Source organism: Bacillus sp. FJAT-27916 (genome assembly GCF_001183965.1).
Classification (GTDB): domain Bacteria; phylum Bacillota; class Bacilli; order Bacillales; family Pradoshiaceae; genus Pradoshia.
This window is the reverse complement of sequence record NZ_LFZV01000001.1, coordinates 2,844,063-2,860,341: the sequence shown is the minus strand read 5'-3', so window position 1 is coordinate 2,860,341 and position 16,279 is coordinate 2,844,063. Positions and strand designations below refer to the sequence as shown.

16 protein-coding genes are annotated in these 16,279 nt (G+C 42.6%); 9 read left to right on the top strand and 7 right to left on the bottom strand.

What is annotated here, in order from left to right:
- The coding region (locus AC622_RS21430) for an IS3 family transposase (protein WP_231589605.1) at nucleotides 1-90 on the top strand (90 nt) is incomplete at its 5' end.
- 61 nt (nucleotides 91-151) lie between these two features.
- Here AC622_RS21430 and AC622_RS13955 read toward each other — a convergent pair.
- On the bottom strand, nucleotides 152-1,051 hold the full coding sequence (locus AC622_RS13955) for an AraC family transcriptional regulator (protein WP_049671616.1): 900 nt from the start codon (nucleotides 1,049-1,051) through the stop codon (nucleotides 152-154).
- Nucleotides 1,052-1,235: 184 nt separating this feature from the next.
- Here AC622_RS13955 and AC622_RS13950 point away from each other — a divergent pair, with 184 nt between their 5' ends.
- Nucleotides 1,236-2,222 (top strand): aldo/keto reductase, encoded by a 987-nt coding sequence (locus AC622_RS13950; RefSeq protein WP_049671615.1) that lies wholly within the window; start codon nucleotides 1,236-1,238, stop codon nucleotides 2,220-2,222.
- A gap of 61 nt (nucleotides 2,223-2,283) precedes the next feature.
- Here the strand turns inward: AC622_RS13950 and AC622_RS13945 are convergent, their stop codons facing one another.
- Nucleotides 2,284-3,345, bottom strand: a complete 1,062-nt coding sequence (locus AC622_RS13945) for an AI-2E family transporter (RefSeq protein ID WP_049671614.1) — start codon at nucleotides 3,343-3,345, stop codon at nucleotides 2,284-2,286.
- Nucleotides 3,346-3,533: 188 nt separating this feature from the next.
- Here AC622_RS13945 and AC622_RS13940 point away from each other — a divergent pair, with 188 nt between their 5' ends.
- Complete coding sequence (locus tag AC622_RS13940; protein WP_049671613.1) at nucleotides 3,534-4,325, top strand: SDR family oxidoreductase; 792 nt, start codon at nucleotides 3,534-3,536, stop codon at nucleotides 4,323-4,325.
- A gap of 80 nt (nucleotides 4,326-4,405) precedes the next feature.
- Here AC622_RS13940 and AC622_RS13935 read toward each other — a convergent pair whose 3' ends face one another.
- Nucleotides 4,406-4,666, bottom strand: coding sequence for a hypothetical protein (locus tag AC622_RS13935; protein ID WP_049671612.1), 261 nt, complete (start codon nucleotides 4,664-4,666; stop codon nucleotides 4,406-4,408).
- 126 nt (nucleotides 4,667-4,792) lie between these two features.
- Between AC622_RS13935 and AC622_RS13930 the strand changes: the two genes are divergently transcribed.
- The 3 genes from AC622_RS13930 to ku are packed head-to-tail and all read left to right on the top strand — an operon-like array spanning nucleotide 4,793 to nucleotide 7,816.
- Nucleotides 4,793-5,740, top strand: a complete 948-nt coding sequence (locus AC622_RS13930) for an ATP-dependent DNA ligase (RefSeq protein WP_049671611.1) — start codon at nucleotides 4,793-4,795, stop codon at nucleotides 5,738-5,740.
- On the top strand, nucleotides 5,737-6,942 hold the full coding sequence (gene ligD / locus AC622_RS13925; RefSeq protein WP_049671610.1) for a non-homologous end-joining DNA ligase: 1,206 nt from the start codon (nucleotides 5,737-5,739) through the stop codon (nucleotides 6,940-6,942). Before AC622_RS13930 ends, ligD begins: the two co-directional genes overlap by 4 nt.
- Nucleotides 6,943-6,988: 46 nt before the next feature.
- Nucleotides 6,989-7,816: a non-homologous end joining protein Ku gene (ku, locus tag AC622_RS13920; RefSeq protein ID WP_049672978.1), complete on the top strand. Its 828-nt coding sequence runs from the start codon at nucleotides 6,989-6,991 to the stop codon at nucleotides 7,814-7,816.
- 44 nt (nucleotides 7,817-7,860) lie between these two features.
- Here ku and AC622_RS13915 read toward each other — a convergent pair whose 3' ends face one another.
- A complete protein-coding gene (locus AC622_RS13915) occupies nucleotides 7,861-8,859 on the bottom strand; it encodes an NADPH:quinone oxidoreductase family protein (protein WP_049671609.1) in 999 nt (332 codons plus the stop codon).
- 704 nt (nucleotides 8,860-9,563) lie between these two features.
- On the opposite strand from AC622_RS13915, the gene AC622_RS13910 reads away from it, so the two are divergent.
- The 3 genes from AC622_RS13910 to AC622_RS13900 all read left to right on the top strand — a co-directional run bounded on the left by AC622_RS13910 (nucleotide 9,564) and on the right by AC622_RS13900 (nucleotide 13,034).
- Complete coding sequence (locus tag AC622_RS13910; protein ID WP_049672977.1) at nucleotides 9,564-10,964, top strand: murein hydrolase activator EnvC family protein; 1,401 nt, start codon at nucleotides 9,564-9,566, stop codon at nucleotides 10,962-10,964.
- 187 nt (nucleotides 10,965-11,151) lie between these two features.
- On the top strand, nucleotides 11,152-11,496 hold the full coding sequence (locus AC622_RS13905) for a DUF485 domain-containing protein (protein WP_049671608.1): 345 nt from the start codon (nucleotides 11,152-11,154) through the stop codon (nucleotides 11,494-11,496).
- Nucleotides 11,493-13,034, top strand: coding sequence for a solute symporter family protein (locus AC622_RS13900; protein ID WP_049671607.1), 1,542 nt, complete (start codon nucleotides 11,493-11,495; stop codon nucleotides 13,032-13,034). The genes AC622_RS13905 and AC622_RS13900 overlap by 4 nt, the downstream gene beginning before the upstream one ends.
- Before the next feature lie 76 nt (nucleotides 13,035-13,110).
- Here the strand turns inward: AC622_RS13900 and AC622_RS13895 are convergent, their stop codons facing one another.
- From AC622_RS13895 to AC622_RS13885, 3 genes are all read right to left on the bottom strand, one after another.
- Nucleotides 13,111-14,046, bottom strand: coding sequence for an NADP-dependent oxidoreductase (locus tag AC622_RS13895; protein WP_049672976.1), 936 nt, complete (start codon nucleotides 14,044-14,046; stop codon nucleotides 13,111-13,113).
- A gap of 225 nt (nucleotides 14,047-14,271) precedes the next feature.
- A complete protein-coding gene (locus tag AC622_RS13890; protein WP_049671606.1) occupies nucleotides 14,272-15,486 on the bottom strand; it encodes an MFS transporter in 1,215 nt (404 codons plus the stop codon).
- A 137-nt stretch (nucleotides 15,487-15,623) separates the two neighbouring features.
- Complete coding sequence (locus tag AC622_RS13885; protein ID WP_049671605.1) at nucleotides 15,624-16,265, bottom strand: Bax inhibitor-1/YccA family protein; 642 nt, start codon at nucleotides 16,263-16,265, stop codon at nucleotides 15,624-15,626.
- Between the last annotated feature and the right edge of the window lie 14 nt (nucleotides 16,266-16,279).

Sequence of the window (16,279 nt, the reverse complement as noted above, 5' to 3'; positions counted from 1 at the left end):
CAATTCAATTACTATAATCATGACCGTTATCAATGGAACTTAAAGAAGATGACCCCTGTTCAATTTAGGAATCATCTTCTCGTAGCTTAGTCTCTTTTTTTAATGTGTCCTTGACAGGGGTACCAGTTTAAGGGCATCTTCCCTCTTTTCTTTATGCTTCCATTTCTTTAAACCGCCTGGCATCCTCCTTCGGCGGTACTCCGAACAGGCGGGCATATTCCCGGCTAAATTGTGTTGGGCTTTCGTATCCCACCTGATAGGCTGCTTCCTTCGCATCAGCTCTTTCGGTAAACAACAGCCGTCTGGCTTCCTGCAGGCGAAGCTGTTTTTGGAATTGGAGAGGGCTCATGGTCGTCAGTTCCTTGAAATGGCGATGGAAGGTAGCTGTACTCATATTCACGCTTCCAGCAAGCTCTTCAACCTTTATAGGCTCAGTATAATGGTCGAGCAGATAGGAAATAACCTCCTGAATATGACGGATGTGTGTGCCCGCCTTGGCAAGCTGCCTCAGGTTTACACCATGAGGTCCCTGTAAGACCCGATAAATGATTTCCTTCTTGTAAAGAGGTGAGAGCATAGCAATATCCTCAGGTGTCTCGGTAAGCTTGGCCATTCTGATGGCAGCATCAAGGAGGAATCTGTCCGCGCGTCCAATGTACAGAGCCTGCTTCTGATCTAAGTTTTGGGACTGATTTGTATGCGGCATATCCGCTATATCAAAGAGGTCTTGATGACTGAGCTCTAGCTTCATCGCTAGATATGGTTTCTCGGCAGATGCTTTGACGACATTCCCTGATAAGGGTAAGTCAATGGATGAGACAATATAGGAGGAAGGCCCATAGCGATATTTTTCAGTACCAAGGAACACCTGCTTTTCTCCTTGTGCAACGATACAAATAGAAGGCTCATTCACTCGGTAAATGGGCTCAGATGGCAACGATTCTCGAATGAATGTCATGGTCGGTACAATGGTTTGGAAGACACCGTCTTCGTTGAGATGATTTGATAAGTATTGGGCAAGCTGTAGTTCACATGCAGGATGTACAAGCATCTTTTTTCTCCTTGTTTATATATAAGTTATGGTTTAATTCTATCTGCGGTTGATTCATTCTGTAAAGAGAAGATGAGAGGAATAGGCAAGCATTTGAGAGAAATATGCTACTGCTCTTCAATATGAATGGTACATAATAGAACAAGGATTAATGGTATCTTCTTAGAGAGCGGAGGTAATAGAAATGGATTATGTAAAACTGGGCCGTACAGGACTTGATGTTTCCCGGCTTTGCCTTGGATGCATGAGCTTTGGAGATAAAGAGAATTGGATACATAAGTGGCTGCTGGATGAAGCAGAAAGCCGTCAGATCATCAAGAAAGCCTTAGAGATGGGGATTAATTTCTTTGATACGGCAAACTCCTATTCAGGAGGCGTGAGTGAAGAAATACTAGGGCGGGCGATAAGGGATTATGCAACACGTGATGAGGTGGTTCTTGCGACGAAGGTGTTTTTCCCTATGCAGAAGGGACCAAACCGAGGCGGACTGTCCAGAAAGTCTATCATAAATGAACTGGATCACAGTCTCAAACGGCTTGGTACCGATTATGTGGATCTTTATATCATTCATCGCTGGGATGACCAAACTCCGATTGAGGAGACGATGGAGACACTTCATGATGTTGTAAAGGCAGGGAAGGCCAGATACATTGGCGCCTCATCCATGCAGGCGTGGCAATTCTTAAAGGCAAACCATGTAGCTGAATCCAATGGTTGGACGAAATTCGTTTCCATGCAAAATCATTACAATCTCTTATACAGGGAAGAGGAGCGGGAGATGATGCCTATGTGTGAAAGTGAGGGAATCGGGGTAACCCCATACAGCCCGCTTGCTTCTGGCAGGTTGACAAGGGCTGTCGGAGAAACAACCTATCGCTCGCAGACCGACCAAGTGCAAAAGGCAAAGTATGGCACGATGGAAGACTCTGATAATGAGATTATTACTCGTGTAGCATCAATCGCGGAAAGAAGAGGTGTCCTGCGCATGCAGGTCGCATTAGCCTGGCTGCTTCAAAAGCAGCCTGTCACAGCCCCAATCATAGGTGCCACAAAGCTTCGCCATCTTGAAGATGCCAAAGGAGCCTTGTCTATTAAGCTGACAGATGAGGAAATGTCTTTCTTGGAGGAATCGTATCTTCCGCATCCGGTAAGTGGATTTGCCTTAAAATGATTAAACGAAGAGGGAGATAGAATGTGTGATGCATCCTATCTCCCTCTTTCTATGGACATATTCATTCAATGACGGGTTTGTTCTCTTCCTTCTTCGTTTCGGAGCTGCTGATATTGGGAACTTCAAGCATATCAAGAATAAAGATGAAGATCGGAATACCAAGAATCAATCCCCAGATTCCAAGGAAATGCTCAGCCAGAACAAGGACAAGGAATGTGTAAAACGTCGGCAAATGGGTTTTGGCTGACATGAATTTTGGATTAAGAATATAGCTTTCAAGCGCATGAATGGCAGCAATTAAGACAATCACATACAGGACATGCATACCCTCGCCAATTTGATAAGCAATCGTGCATAAGGGAACTAATGAGATAATGACACCTGCAACAGGGATTAAGCCAAGCAGGAATATCATAATGCCTAGGCCAAGCAGCTGCGGGAAACCAAGGAAGTACAAAATAATCAGTGATAAGACAGCATTAACGGAAGCAATCAAGAATTGAACTTCGATCACTTTCCCAAAGGAATTGACAAACACAGTGCCTAAATGCTCAAGCTCCTTAAAAATGGTCCCCAGCTTACTGTTTTTGAATGTGCTGGTGAAACGGCCGATTTTCTCTTTCTCCAATAAGAAGAACAAGCTTAATAGGATTGAGATAAATAATTGAAGGCTGACTTTGCCGATATCAGCAGCATATGTGTATATGGCACTGGCGTTCTGTTCAATATCGGTTGGAGAAATCAGCTTGTTCATCGCGCTGATAATCACTTCAATGGCACGGTTATCCGGCGGGTCCTTATAGAAGGCTATTAAGGCTTGCACTAATTCCGTCAGCTGCATGGTGATAATGGGTATGTATTTATAAATAACCATGACCATGGAAGTGATTAAAACGGAATAGAGAATTAGGATAATCAATTGAGGACGTACCCTAAACTGAAGCGTTTTCCTTAATGTAGAGGAGATAAACCGTTCTAATCCGCCCATTAAAAAGATGAAAATAAAGGTAAATAGAATCAAATTAATCATGTCTCTTAATGTATAAAAGAGTATAATGAGAATTAAAAAAGTTAGAAAGCGAATAAATCCTCTGCTTTTAACTAGTTGGTTGACTGAATACATTTGACGGCTGGTACTCCTTTCGGCTCACTCCTGAATAATTCAATTATACCTGTAAGATGCTTGCTTTATAAGAGGGCGAGCAAAATTATTTAGGCAGATAACATTCTCAGTAAAACAAATATGTGGCACGTTTTAGATTTATGCTAATTGGATAAATAAGTGTATACACTGATGGGGGGAATGTTTAAATGGGTAATGTAGAGCAAAGAAGTGAGAAAGTTGCGATTGTGACTGGCGGCGGATCTGGTATTGGAGCCGCTGCAGCAAAAAAATTAGCGGACAGCGGCGTTCATGTATGCCTGTTGGATATCAATTATTCCGGGGCTGCTTCCGTTCGTTCATCCATTGAACAGAGCGGCGGCGGCGCTTGTATTTATGAGGTAGATGTAAGGGATGAGAATCAAATTAAAGAGGCAGTCAATGATATCGTGGAGAAGTATGGCAGATTGGATATCCTCTTTTGCAACGCAGGAATTAATGGAACCTTATCCTCTATTGAACACCTCGATGTCGCTGATTGGGACAGGACGATTGAAACGAATCTTAGAAGCACGTTCCTATTTGTGAAATATTCCATTCCTCATATGAAAGAGAGCGGCGGAGGCAGTATCATCATTACAAGCTCAATTAATGGAAACAGGCGGTTTGCCGGCTTTGGGATGGCAGCCTACAGTACCTCAAAAGCAGCCCAAATTGGCTTCATGAAGATGGCGGCACTGGAGCTTGCTCGTTATAAAATCCGCGTAAATGCCATCTGTCCAGGGGCGATTGAAACAAATATTGATGATTCTACCGATAAATCCGAAAGTGTGAAGGAAATCGAGATTCCAATTGAATACCCAGAAGGTATGCAGCCGCTGGCAAACGGTCCGGGACAGCCGGAGCAAGTCGCAAGCTTGGTAGCCTTTCTCGCTTCAGATGAAGCAAGCCATATATCCGGAACGGAGATATATGTGGACGGTACAGAATCCTTGCTCTAAACTATCTGGCATGAACAGGACTTATTTTAATAGGATATGTAAGGACTTCAATTTTCTGAAGTCCTTTTTTACGTTGATTTTCATTCAGCTCGCAGTTTGATAACAAGTTTTAGGATGCACCATACGATGAATGTCCCAATAATGGTCATGAGGATGAAAGTTGAGAAGAAACCGCCAGAATAGCCGAAAGCGACTGAGCTGTCGAGGAAATGGACATTCTCATATTCCGTTATATCAGGCTGATAGCGGACTGTTTGAACATATGCCAAGGTTAGAACGCCTGCCATATACAGGATATTGATCAGGATAGATAAAAACATAGACATAAGTACAGTTTTCATGAATGATCACTTCCCGACTCTCTTTTTGCCATAATAGGACAAATCTGCCTGATTTGTAAACCTATAAAATAATCCGTTCATTAAAGCTCCATACTAACGGTATTACGAGACAAAGGAGGGACAGCTATGAAACCAATCATCCCTTTTGAACCTATCGCAGCTGCTGAAATACCCTTAAGTGGAGATTGGGTATTTCAGGTGAAATGGGATGGTGTGAGAATTCTCGTTTATAAGTCCATTTCTGGGACAGAGGTTATTAATCGCCATTTAAACAATCGTACCATTCAATACCCTGAATTGCTGGACACTGAAAGCTATTCTAAGGCTGATAGCTTTATTCTAGATGGTGAAGTGATTGCCCTTGTGGACGGGAAACCGTCCTTTCATGAGGTTATGAAACGTGATCGATTGAGAGGCGGTGCAGAGATAGAGATTAAAAAGAAAGAGATTCCGATTATTTATATGGTGTTTGATTGTCTTTATATGAATGGGGTATCCATGATGGATAAGCCCCTATATGAGAGGCAGAAAATGCTCCGGTCTATCGTTAAGGAAACAGAGCATATCCGATTGACCGAGAATTTCGAGGAAGGTGAAGGCTTGCTCCACGCTGTGAAGGAGCAAGGCCTTGAAGGAATCCTTTGCAAAGACTTGCATGCCTGCTATTTACCAGGGGGCAAGGATGCTCGCTGGCAAAAGATCAAGAACTACCAGGACGTGATTGCTGTTGTGTGCGGTTATATCCAAAAGGGAAGCGGACTTCGCTCCCTTTTGCTCGGTTTATATGACTCTGACGGTCAGCTTCATTATATAGGCAAGGCAGGCAGGGGTCGTTATAATGCACAGGATTGGAAAACCATCCAGCATTATCTTGAAAAAAGCAAACAGGCTTTTTCTCCTTTTGTTAAGGCCATTCATGAAGCAAAGGATTGTCAATGGGTAAGTCCAATTTTTACGGTAAAGGTACAATTTCTTGAATGGTCCGAGTCCAGAACATTGCGTCAGCCTGTCTTAGATTCCTTTGTCGAAAGAAATCCGCTTGATTGCCGGTTTGAGAAAGAGGGGAGTCAATGAGATACCATGCAGCAGCTTTTCTGCAGACTTTTGACCGGGTAAATGGGCTTATCTCTGTGGCTGTCCTAAAACATCAAAAAACGGAAACGATAGCAGTTGTGAAGGAGAGATTCAAGCAGGAGGAAAAGGATGCCCTTATCAAGCTTCTGTTGGAGAGAGGGTGCAGGGAAGAGGCAGAAGGATTTTCTGTGCCGCCTGGCATTTGTGTAGAAATCAGCTTCAAGACTGTAAAGAATGGGAAACTGCACGAACCGCGCTTTGAGCGGCTGCTATTCACTCATGACTGGCATGCATGTACGTGGGTTCATCTTCTCCTAGCTCAATATGAACCCGTTCAGCTGACAAATGCGCAAAAGGAAATCTGGCCATGTCATTCTGTCACAAAGGAGCGGTATATGGAATATTTGCTGGCTGTGAAAGACAGGATGCTTCCGTTCCTATCTGGAAGGCTGCTTACGGTTAAGCGATACCCGGAAGGAGTGGGGGCGAGCGGGTTCTATCAGAAAGCCGCCCCAGAGCATGCACCAGCATTTGTTCAGAAGGTGATAGTGGAGGATGATTCCCATATAATCTGCGGGAACGCACAAACACTGTTATGGCTTGGAAACCAGGCAGCTATTGAGTTTCACATTCCATTCAATACCGTGGATTCACTCTATCCATGTGAGATTGTTTTTGACCTTGACCCGCCCGCGCTTGGAGATTTGACACTTGCTATCAAGGCAGCCCTTGAGATGAAAAGGCTGTTCGATAACTTCAACCTCTTATCCTTCGTGAAATTATCCGGCCGTAAGGGAATTCAAGTTCATTTACCTCTTAATGATGGAATCCTCACGTACAGTGAAACGAGGATATTTACTGAATTTATTGCCTCCTATCTTGTTGAGCAATTCCCCGAGCAATTTACTGTGGAGCGGCTCAAAAAAAATCGAAGGGGCCGCTTATATGTAGATTACATCCAGCATGATGTTAAGAAGACCATCATTTGCCCTTACTCACCACGGGAAACGGAGGAGCCTGGGATTGCTGTTCCCCTATATTGGGAGGAGGTACGACAAGGAATGAAGACGGGTGATTATTTGCTGGAGGAAGTCCAAAAAAGGGTGATAAGGGGGATAGATCCTTTTGCTGAATATTTTACGGTCAATCAAGGAGTACAGATCAAGGAATTGATTGAAGTCCTTCAATCAACCTCATCATGAATCTGCAGGTTTTGGATATCATAAGAAAAAAAGAGAAGGTGTTCTTATGCATACAATCTGGAAAGGGACCATCAGCTTTGGTCTTGTCAGCATTCCCATTAAGCTTCATGCTGCAACCGAGAATCAAGATCTGCCGCTGCGCACTCTGCATGAAAAGTGCCATGCTCCAATTAAGTACAAGAAGGTATGCTCTGTGTGCGGGGAGGAAGTCCCGCAGGAGGATATTGTGAAGGCATATGAATATGTAAAGGGGAAGTTCGTGGTTCTTGATGAGGAAGAGCTGCAGGCCATCAAGAAGGAATTAGAGGAGAAGGCTGTTGAAATCATCGATTTTGTAAAGATTGAAGAAATAGATCCCATTTATTTTGAGAAGAGCTATTATATTTCTCCAAATGAAGGAGGGGTTAAGGCTTATACTTTGCTGAGAAGAGCCCTTAAGGATTCAGGAAAAGTAGGCCTTGCCAAAATCACTATACGGGCAAAGGAGTCAATGGCTGTCGTTCGGGTATATGAGCAGACATTATTGATGGAAACCATCCATTTCCCGAGTGAGGTCAGAAAGGCATCAGATGTTCCGAATATCCCGATGGTGGAGGAGGTCGTCCCTAAGGAGCTGGATACGGCTATCCTGTTGATTGACCAATTAACGACTGAGTTTGACCCTAGTAAATATCATGATGAGTATCGCTCAGCCCTCCTTGAATTGATCGAGCGCAAAAAGGCAGAGCAAACGGTCACACCGGCAGCATCGAATGCACCGAAATCGAATGTAGTGGATTTGATGGCAGCTCTTCAAGCTTCCATAGACCAAACAAAGCCGAAGACAAAGCCGGCAAGAAAGCGTGCGCCGCGAAAGAAAAGAGAGACATCATAAGAAAGGGAAGCCCGTCAAAAGACAGGCTTCCCTTTTGCTGTTTCTTATGCTTGGCAATTGACAATAATTCGTCCTTTTGCCTGACCTTGCAGTGGTATAGAGACTTTCTTTGGCAGCTCTTGCAGAGTTATCTCTTCTTGAATGAATACATCAAAGCTTGCTGGTTTAAAGTCATTTGCCAGACGGTTCCAAATGGCAAGTCTCTTTTCCATTGGACAATAAACGGAATCAATACCCAGCAGGTTAACTCCGCGCAGGATAAATGGGAAGACAGTTGCAGGGAGCTTCGTTCCGGCAGTCAAGCCGCTGACCGCAACAGAGCCTCCATATTGAATTTGGCTTAACAAAGCAGCCAGCGGCTCTCCGCCGACCGGATCCACGCCTGCCGCCCATTTCTGTTTCCCTAATGCTCGTACCTTTCCATCAAACACTTCATTTCGCGGGACAATGGAAGAGGCGCCAAGGCTGGTAAGGAATTCAGCTTCAGTCTCTTTGCCTGTGCTTGCCTCTACCGTGAATCCAAGGGTGGAAAGAATGGATACGGCAAAGCTTCCAACCCCGCCTGTTGCACCGGTAACGAGAACCTTCCCGCTTTCAGGCGTAATTCCATTATCAAGCAGCCGTTGAACAGAAAGAGCTGCCGTGAAGCCGGCTGTCCCGATGACCATCGCTTCCTTTAATGTCAAGCCTTCCGGAACGGGTACAATCCATTTGGCAGGAATGCGGGCATACTCACTATATCCGCCAAAATGAGAAACGCCGATTTCATAGCTGGTGGCAATAACCTCGTCCCCTTCCTTAAAACGTGAATCATTAGAAGAAACCACCACTCCTGCAAGATCGATGCCTGGGACGAATGGATAATGGCTAACGATGTTTCCATTTGGAATAGTCGCCAGGCTGTCCTTATAGTTTACACTCGAATAATGGGTGCGGATGAGCACTTCTCCTTGAGGCAGATCGTCAAGTGACAGCTTTTGAACATCTATCGAGAAATGTTCGTTCTCTTTGTTTACGACAAGGGCGTTAAATTTAGTAGTCAACTAGATGACTCCCTTCCTATATTTATTGTATTCCTAGTATATAGAAGATACCCTTATTTCACTATAAGTAATGTCAAATATATACAGGAAATATTTCACTTATAGAGTAGATGATTCACCTATTTTTCTGAAGTAAATAAAATACTGATTATCTTACATCTAGGTGCATGCAATTTATCGGAAAATATAGAGTGTGATAGGATGTGCTAGAAGCGTAATTCACCTGAATAGGAGGAGAATAAGAAGAAAAATGACAGATGCAATTTGTCAGAATTTATTTGTTTTTGTCGGGCTGATAATTTGAGTTCCCCTTTTTGATTCGATAGACTTAGTCTTATATTCCTTTCATTATAGTAAGTTTTTCCTCAAAGTATAAAATAAGTAGTAATAAATCCTCAATATTCAACATTATATTAATTTTTTTACAGACAAAAGATTCCATGAAATATAACTGTAATGTTTATATGGTGGAAATGAAATTATAGATTGATATAATAAGGACCGTACCAAACATTGGACTTATTGGAATATGTTGTTGATATTTGTCGATTGTTGAAAGAAGCTTTAATGGGTGAGATTGGTTTAGCAGATGGACTCTATATAGGTCTGAGAGTCTATTAAAACCATCAAGCACAGAAGAGTTTTTGAGTTAGATAGAGAGAAAGGGTCTTAGAGGCGGCTCTTTATTGAAAGGGGATCATCATTTGAAGAAGTCATTAATTGCTTTGAACATGGCTGTAGTTGTTGGAGCCGGTTCATTGTTCTCAGCAGGATCTGCATCAGCTGAATCCATTTCTGAATTGAAGAAGAAGGAAAGTCAGATTGAAGAGAATCGTTCTAAGGTTCATTCCAATATTAAGGATGCCGAGAAATCGATTGATCATGTAAAAGGTAAACAAGCAGATTTAGCATCACAGCTGGAAAAGCTTGAAAAGCAAATGAAAGAAACCGAGAACAAAATTGATAAGTTAACGGCAAAGATTGCTAAAACGAAAGAACAAATCGAAACATTGAAAAAAGAAATCAAGGTACTCGAAGATAAGATTGAAAAGCGTAATGAACTGCTGAAGGAACGTGCCCGTTCTTATCAAGCAACAGGCGGAAACATGAACTATCTCGAGGTCGTGCTTGGAGCAAGTGACTTCGGCGAATTTGTTGAGCGGTTAAGTGCTGTATCAACTATTATGGATGCAGACCAAGATTTGATCGCTGAACAAGAGCGAGATAAGAAAGCATTGGAAGATAAGAAGAAATCTGTTGAGCAGAAACTAAGCGATCTTGAATCTATGATGGCTGAAGTGAAAGAAATGAAAGCCAAGCAAGAACAGCAGAAAAAAGAGAAAAATCAACTTATGAAGAAACTGAAAGCAGAGCAGAAAAAGCTTGAGAAAGAGAAAATTGGCATGGAAGAAGAGGCAGACATTCTAGCAGGCCAAAAGGCGGCTATCAAGAAGGCTATTAAGCAAGAGGAAGCACGTCAAGCTGAGATTGCGAAACAAAAGGCCGCGGAGGAAAAACGCCAAGCTGAGCTGGCTAAACAGCGAGCAGCAGATGCGAAGAAGAAATCTTCCCAAAGCTCAAGTTCAAGCAAAAGCACGAATGCTGGTTCATCAAGCGCAAGCTCTAAGTCAAGTACAAGCTCTAAATCAAGTTCTAGTTCCACTTCAAGTTCTAGTCATACTGCTGCACCAGCACCATCCAGCAGCGCAGCATCCGGCATATTCATGAAACCAGCTGCAGGTTATTACTCTTCTGGCTTCGGCGGTAGATGGGGTACAAACCATAACGGTATTGATATTGCTGCATCTGGTTCTGTATCGATTATGGCGGCGGCAGATGGGGTTGTTTCAAGATCTTATTTCTCATCTTCCTATGGAAATGCGATTTTCATTACGCATTACATTAATGGCAAGCAATATACCACTGTGTATGCGCATTTAAGTTCACGTATGGTTAGTAATGGACAAACCGTCAAGAAAGGTCAGCAAATTGGCTTGATGGGGAATACAGGACAATCCTATGGCCAGCATTTACATTTTGAAATTCATGAAGGACCTTGGAATATCAATAAATCAAATGCGGTTAATCCGCGTAAATACTTCTAAGATGAAAAGGGAATCCGCTTAGGATTCCTTTTTTGTTTATTCTCAGCAAGAAAAGATGCGTGTATATGATAAATTTCTTATTTACCTAATTATCCCAGTGATGTATAATTTGCTTGTACTAAATAGTATAAATATTCCGTAAATTTGGAAGCGCTTCCCTAAAGGGAGCCGGAAAGGAGACGGATATATGGGAGAAAAGAAACCGACTTATAAGGAGGAGGGCAGCCGAACGAATTATTCGGCTATTGTTCAATCAGCTGATTTCCAGAAACTGCTGCAAATTAAAAAACGGTTCATCATTCCTTTCACATTGTTTTTCTTAGTCTTTTACTTCGCATTGCCGCTTATGACCTCTTATTCCACTGTTCTTAATCAATCGTTTTATGGAAGCATTACATGGGCGTGGGTATTTGCTTTTGGACAATTTATCATGACATGGGCTTTATGTATGATTTACTCCAAAAAGGCTGGACAATTTGACATACTTACGGATAAGATTCTTCAGATGAGAAAAGGAGAGACGTCCAAATGAATGTAGCTGCCTTTACAATGTTTCTTGGGATTGTTTTCATTACACTATTGATCACTTATTGGGCATCCAAACGAACGAGCAATGCAAGTGAATTTTATACAGCGGGAAGTGGTCTGACCGGTTGGCAGAATGGTCTGGCCATTGCTGGGGATTATATGTCAGCTGCATCATTCCTAGGAATTGCCGGTTCAATCGCTCTTGCTGGGTTTGATGGGTTCTTTTACAGCATTGGCTTTTTGGTTGCTTATCTAGTTGTTCTATATTTAGTGGCGGAGCCTCTTCGAAATCTTGGTAAATATACGTTGGCAGATATGCTGGCAGCACGCTTTGATACGAAGAAAATTAGAGGGTTTGCAGCCTTTAATACAATGGCAATTTCTATTTTTTATATGATCGCTCAATTGGTTGGCGCAGGAGCACTTATAAAATTATTATTAGGGATTGAATATACAACCTCCGTTTTAATTGTCGGCACCTTGATGACTATATATGTTATCTTTGGCGGTATGCATGCGACAAGCTGGGTCCAAATCGTCAAGGCACTTCTCTTGATGACGGGGACATTTATCATTTCGATTATCGTCCTGGCAAAGTTTAATTACAGCATCCCTTATATGTTTGAATCAATGAGATCAGCGACTCCGCTGAAGGAGGCTTTCTTAAATCCTGGAGTTAAATATACGGAGGGGCTTGATACACTCTCGCTAACAATGGGCCTTGTATTAGGTACAGCTGGGCTCCCGCACATTTTGGTCCGATTCTTCACGGTGAAGGATGCCAAGGCAGCGAGAAGCTCAGTCGTTGTGGCAACTTGGATTATTGGAGCCTTTTATGTCATGACCATATTCTTGGGCTTTGGGGCAGCCGCCTTTGTTGGCACGACTGATATCGTTGCAGCGAATGCAGCAGGTAATATGGCTGCGCCGCTTCTCGCACAGGCATTGGGCGGAAATATGCTATTTGCCTTCGTCTCTGCTGTTGCCTTTGCAACAATCCTTGCTGTTGTAGCTGGATTGGTTCTAACCGGTGCATCAGCGTTTGCCCATGATTTCTATAATGAAATCCTTCGTAAAGGTAAAGCGAACGAAAAGGAACAAGTCAAGATGGCGCGCTATGCATCTATTGGGGTATCTGTCATTTCCATTTTGCTGGCTTTAGTAGCTCAAAACTTGAATGTTGCTTTCCTTGTCTCTCTTGCCTTCGCTGTCGCAGCGAGTGCTAATTTGCCGGTCATCCTCTTTACGATCTACTGGAAGAAGTTCAACACAACTGGTGCAATCAGTGCCATGGTTGTCGGGTTAATTTCCTCCGTAGGACTGGTGCTGATTAGTCCGAACGTCTTTAGTCCGGATGGTTCAGCTATTCTGACTGGGGAAGCACTATTTCCATTGACGACGCCTGGACTTGTATCCATTCCGCTAGGATTTATTGCTGGCTATATTGGAACAATCTTATCAAGGCAGAAGGTGGATGAAGCGAAGTATGATGAAATTTTGGTTAAATCCAATACGGGAATGGATACCATTCACCGCATGTGAGAAACAGCCTAAATAATAGAAAGGAGGAGAAACAGATAATGTTTCTCCTCCTTTCTTTGATTTCCCAAGAAATAGTCTAGCCCATCTTGATGACAATCTTGCCCCTTGTATGGCCGGATTCACTGAGCTCTTGGGCATTTCTGACTCCTTTTTCGGAGAAAGGAAAGGTTTCAAGCGGAGCGGGCTTCAATCGTCCTTCCCCTAAAAGGGAGGCAAGCTCCTGCAACTGGTCTCCTCTCGGGATAAGCCAGAGGAATTGCTCTCTAATCCCATATTGGCCAGCCTTTTGTTCAGAGGGAGGTTCCACGATGGAAACAATTTTTCCGCCTTTACGGAGAACTTTCATGCTATTTAGAAGGGTCTGCCCACCTACCGTATCAAATACAGCGTCATACTCACTTAAGATTTCTTCGAATGATTCTGTCTTATAGTCAATGCATTGGTCAGCCCCTAATGAGGTTAAGTAGCCATGATTTTTCTTGCTCGCTGTTGTGGCGACATAAGCTCCTTTTAGTTTCGCCAGTTGGATTGCGTAGGTGCCAACACCGCCCGCCCCAGCGTGAATCAAGACTTTTTGTCCCTCCATGATTTCGAGCGCATCAAATAAAGCCTGATAGGCTGTCAAACCGGCTAAAGGAATAGAGGCAGCCTCGTCAAAGGATAGATTATCGGGAATCTTTGCGAGCAATAAGTCATCCACTACGGTATATTCGGCATATGTACCGAGACGGGTCAGCTCTGGCCGTGCAAAAACACGGTCGCCTATTTCAAAGCCTTGAACATGCTTTCCAACATCGGCTACTACACCTGCAACATCCCAGCCAAGTATGATGGGAAATTCAAAATCATAACGGTCCTGCAGATAGCCTTCTCTGAGTTTCCAGTCAATAGGGTTAACTGAAGCAGCTTTTACTTCCACAAGAACTTGATTATCTAGGGGGATTGGTTTATCAATGACTTTTTCCTTCAGTTCGTTTAATCCGCCGTATTCCTCGATTACAACGGCTTTCATATTATTCTTATGCATGCATACCCTCCTCGTATGTGATGAGGTAATTAAATCCTCTTGTTTCTTCATTCCCTTTTATAAGGAGAGTAATCATGAGATTTAGGACATGAATAGCGGAAATTCACATGTTTATGCTGAGGCGGCAAATTACTTGGGATGTGGAGGTTTCCTGCCCAATAAAAAGCTGACCCTGATGATCGAGTCAGCCCATATTAGACAGCAAATGATTTATGCAGGTGATTCTGCATTAATGCATTTGGCGATAAGAATGATAAGCAGAACAGATAGGATACTGAATGAATAGAAAAGATAGGATTCATTTTCTTTCAAGAAATAGGACATAAGGGGAGGTCCAGCAGCAACCCCGAAAAAACGGGCGGAACTATAGAAGGAAGTAATCGTTCCCCTTTGTTCCTTTTCAATATTTTCGGTAATAAGGGCATCCAATGAGGGAAGAATCGCTCCAAGCCCTGCTCCAAATATGGATAAAACGCCTATAAGTAAATAGAGATTATCGATATGAGAGGTGAAACAAATGGAAACACAGGAAATCACCAAGGAAATGATAATCAATATCTTCATGGCTTTAATATTATCCTTGATCTTCTTTCCTGTGATAAATGAGGCTATACATAAAAAGAACAAAGGAATGGCTAAAATAAATCCCTTTTTAATGTTATGGATATCATATTTAGATTCAAGGATATTTGATAAATAGAACTGTACTGCAAACAAAATCAACATGATAAAGGCACCGGTAATGAACACACTATAGAGCCATCTTCCATCGGTATGAAAAATCTTTTTAACCTGCTGTAAAAAATCTTTGAGCTTAGGAGGCTCATCCTTCTTTTTTGGAACTTTAATAAAGAATAGAACCATCAAAAAACTAATTAAACTGAAGACAGAAATAGAAAAGAAGGGGATATACCATATCCACAGGGCAAGGGCTGCGCCAAGAATCGGGCTCAATACTTTGCCAAATGTATTGGATGTCTCCACAATTCCTAAGCAGGCGCTTGCTTCATCATCGTCCTTATACAAATCACCCACAAGTGGAAGGATGATTGGAAAAGCGCCGGCTGAACCAATTCCTTGGATGATTCTGCCGATGATAATCACCATATAGGGATCACTCATTTTCCAGGAGGCAAAACCGGATACGAGTCCTCCGATAAATGTGATGGCAAGGCTGGGAAGTAAAATCATCTTACGCCCAAATCGATCCGATAAGTATCCTGCAATCGGGATAAGCAATATTGAGGCCACCGAATAACTTGTGATGATCAGGCTCGATTGGAAGGAGGATATGGAAACCTTTTTCTCCAATATGGGCAGAACAGGAATTAGCATGGAATTACCTAGTGTCATAATGAGCGGAACAGCAGCAATGCTGGCCAGGCACCATATGCTCACTTTTGACTGATCAGAATTAAAACTCATAATTGCACCCTCATTTCACTTTCATTCACTGCTTTAATAATTTGCGTAGAATGATAAAAAGTATGTACAACGATATGCAGGCAAAACTGGGCAAATAAAAAAACGCCGCAAAAGCGGCGGAAAACAGGTGGATATTCTTAATCTCTTGAAGAGAGCACTCCAATAAACTGAAGGATGTATATAAACAAGTTGACGAAGTCCAGATATAGATTTAACGCCATTAATGGCACAGCCTCATCTGATACCCCATATTGCTTCATCCTGTTTACGTCAAAAATGACATAACCGCTGAACACAAGAATGCCGATAAAGGAATAAACAAGAGTCGCTGTTGAGGATAAGGGTGAAAACAAGTTGAAAATGCCGATAACAATAAGTGCTAGCAAAGCAGCAGTTAGAAAGCCTCCCAAAAAGGAGAAATCCCGTTTTGTTGTTGAAGCATATAAGGAAAGTCCTCCGAAAATGGCAACAGTAGCAGCAAGACTCATGAGAACAGGCTTTGCTCCAATCGTGATTAAATAGCTAGTGACGATCGGAAACAGGGTGATTCCTGAAATAAAGGTAAAGGCATATAAAAATCCGTATGAAAGCATTTTTCTTCTTCGGACAAAGAAAGCCGCGATTAGCATAACGAACTCTAAAATCATGATTGGCAGGAATAAGGCGGGCGGAACAAAATTCCCGACGATAAATCCTAACAAAGAAACAGCCAATGACAGTGTAAATGTACGAAGTACTTTTGGAAGAGTATACCGATTTGATTCAATATATGTACTCATTTTCTTTCACTCCT

Coding starts and splice junctions, on each gene's coding strand:
- ligD (WP_049671610.1), top strand. CDS start 5,737: ATGAGATACCATGCAGCAGCTTTTCTGCAGACTTTTGACCGGGTAAAT.
- AC622_RS13935 (WP_049671612.1), bottom strand. CDS start 4,666: ATGAAAACTGTACTTATGTCTATGTTTTTATCTATCCTGATCAATATC.
- AC622_RS13905 (WP_049671608.1), top strand. CDS start 11,152: ATGGGAGAAAAGAAACCGACTTATAAGGAGGAGGGCAGCCGAACGAAT.
- AC622_RS13895 (WP_049672976.1), bottom strand. CDS start 14,046: ATGAAAGCCGTTGTAATCGAGGAATACGGCGGATTAAACGAACTGAAG.
- AC622_RS13885 (WP_049671605.1), bottom strand. CDS start 16,265: ATGAGTACATATATTGAATCAAATCGGTATACTCTTCCAAAAGTACTT.
- AC622_RS13955 (WP_049671616.1), bottom strand. CDS start 1,051: ATGCTTGTACATCCTGCATGTGAACTACAGCTTGCCCAATACTTATCA.
- AC622_RS13945 (WP_049671614.1), bottom strand. CDS start 3,345: ATGTATTCAGTCAACCAACTAGTTAAAAGCAGAGGATTTATTCGCTTT.
- AC622_RS13930 (WP_049671611.1), top strand. CDS start 4,793: ATGAAACCAATCATCCCTTTTGAACCTATCGCAGCTGCTGAAATACCC.
- ku (WP_049672978.1), top strand. CDS start 6,989: ATGCATACAATCTGGAAAGGGACCATCAGCTTTGGTCTTGTCAGCATT.
- AC622_RS13900 (WP_049671607.1), top strand. CDS start 11,493: ATGAATGTAGCTGCCTTTACAATGTTTCTTGGGATTGTTTTCATTACA.
- AC622_RS13940 (WP_049671613.1), top strand. CDS start 3,534: ATGGGTAATGTAGAGCAAAGAAGTGAGAAAGTTGCGATTGTGACTGGC.
- AC622_RS13890 (WP_049671606.1), bottom strand. CDS start 15,486: ATGAGTTTTAATTCTGATCAGTCAAAAGTGAGCATATGGTGCCTGGCC.
- AC622_RS13950 (WP_049671615.1), top strand. CDS start 1,236: ATGGATTATGTAAAACTGGGCCGTACAGGACTTGATGTTTCCCGGCTT.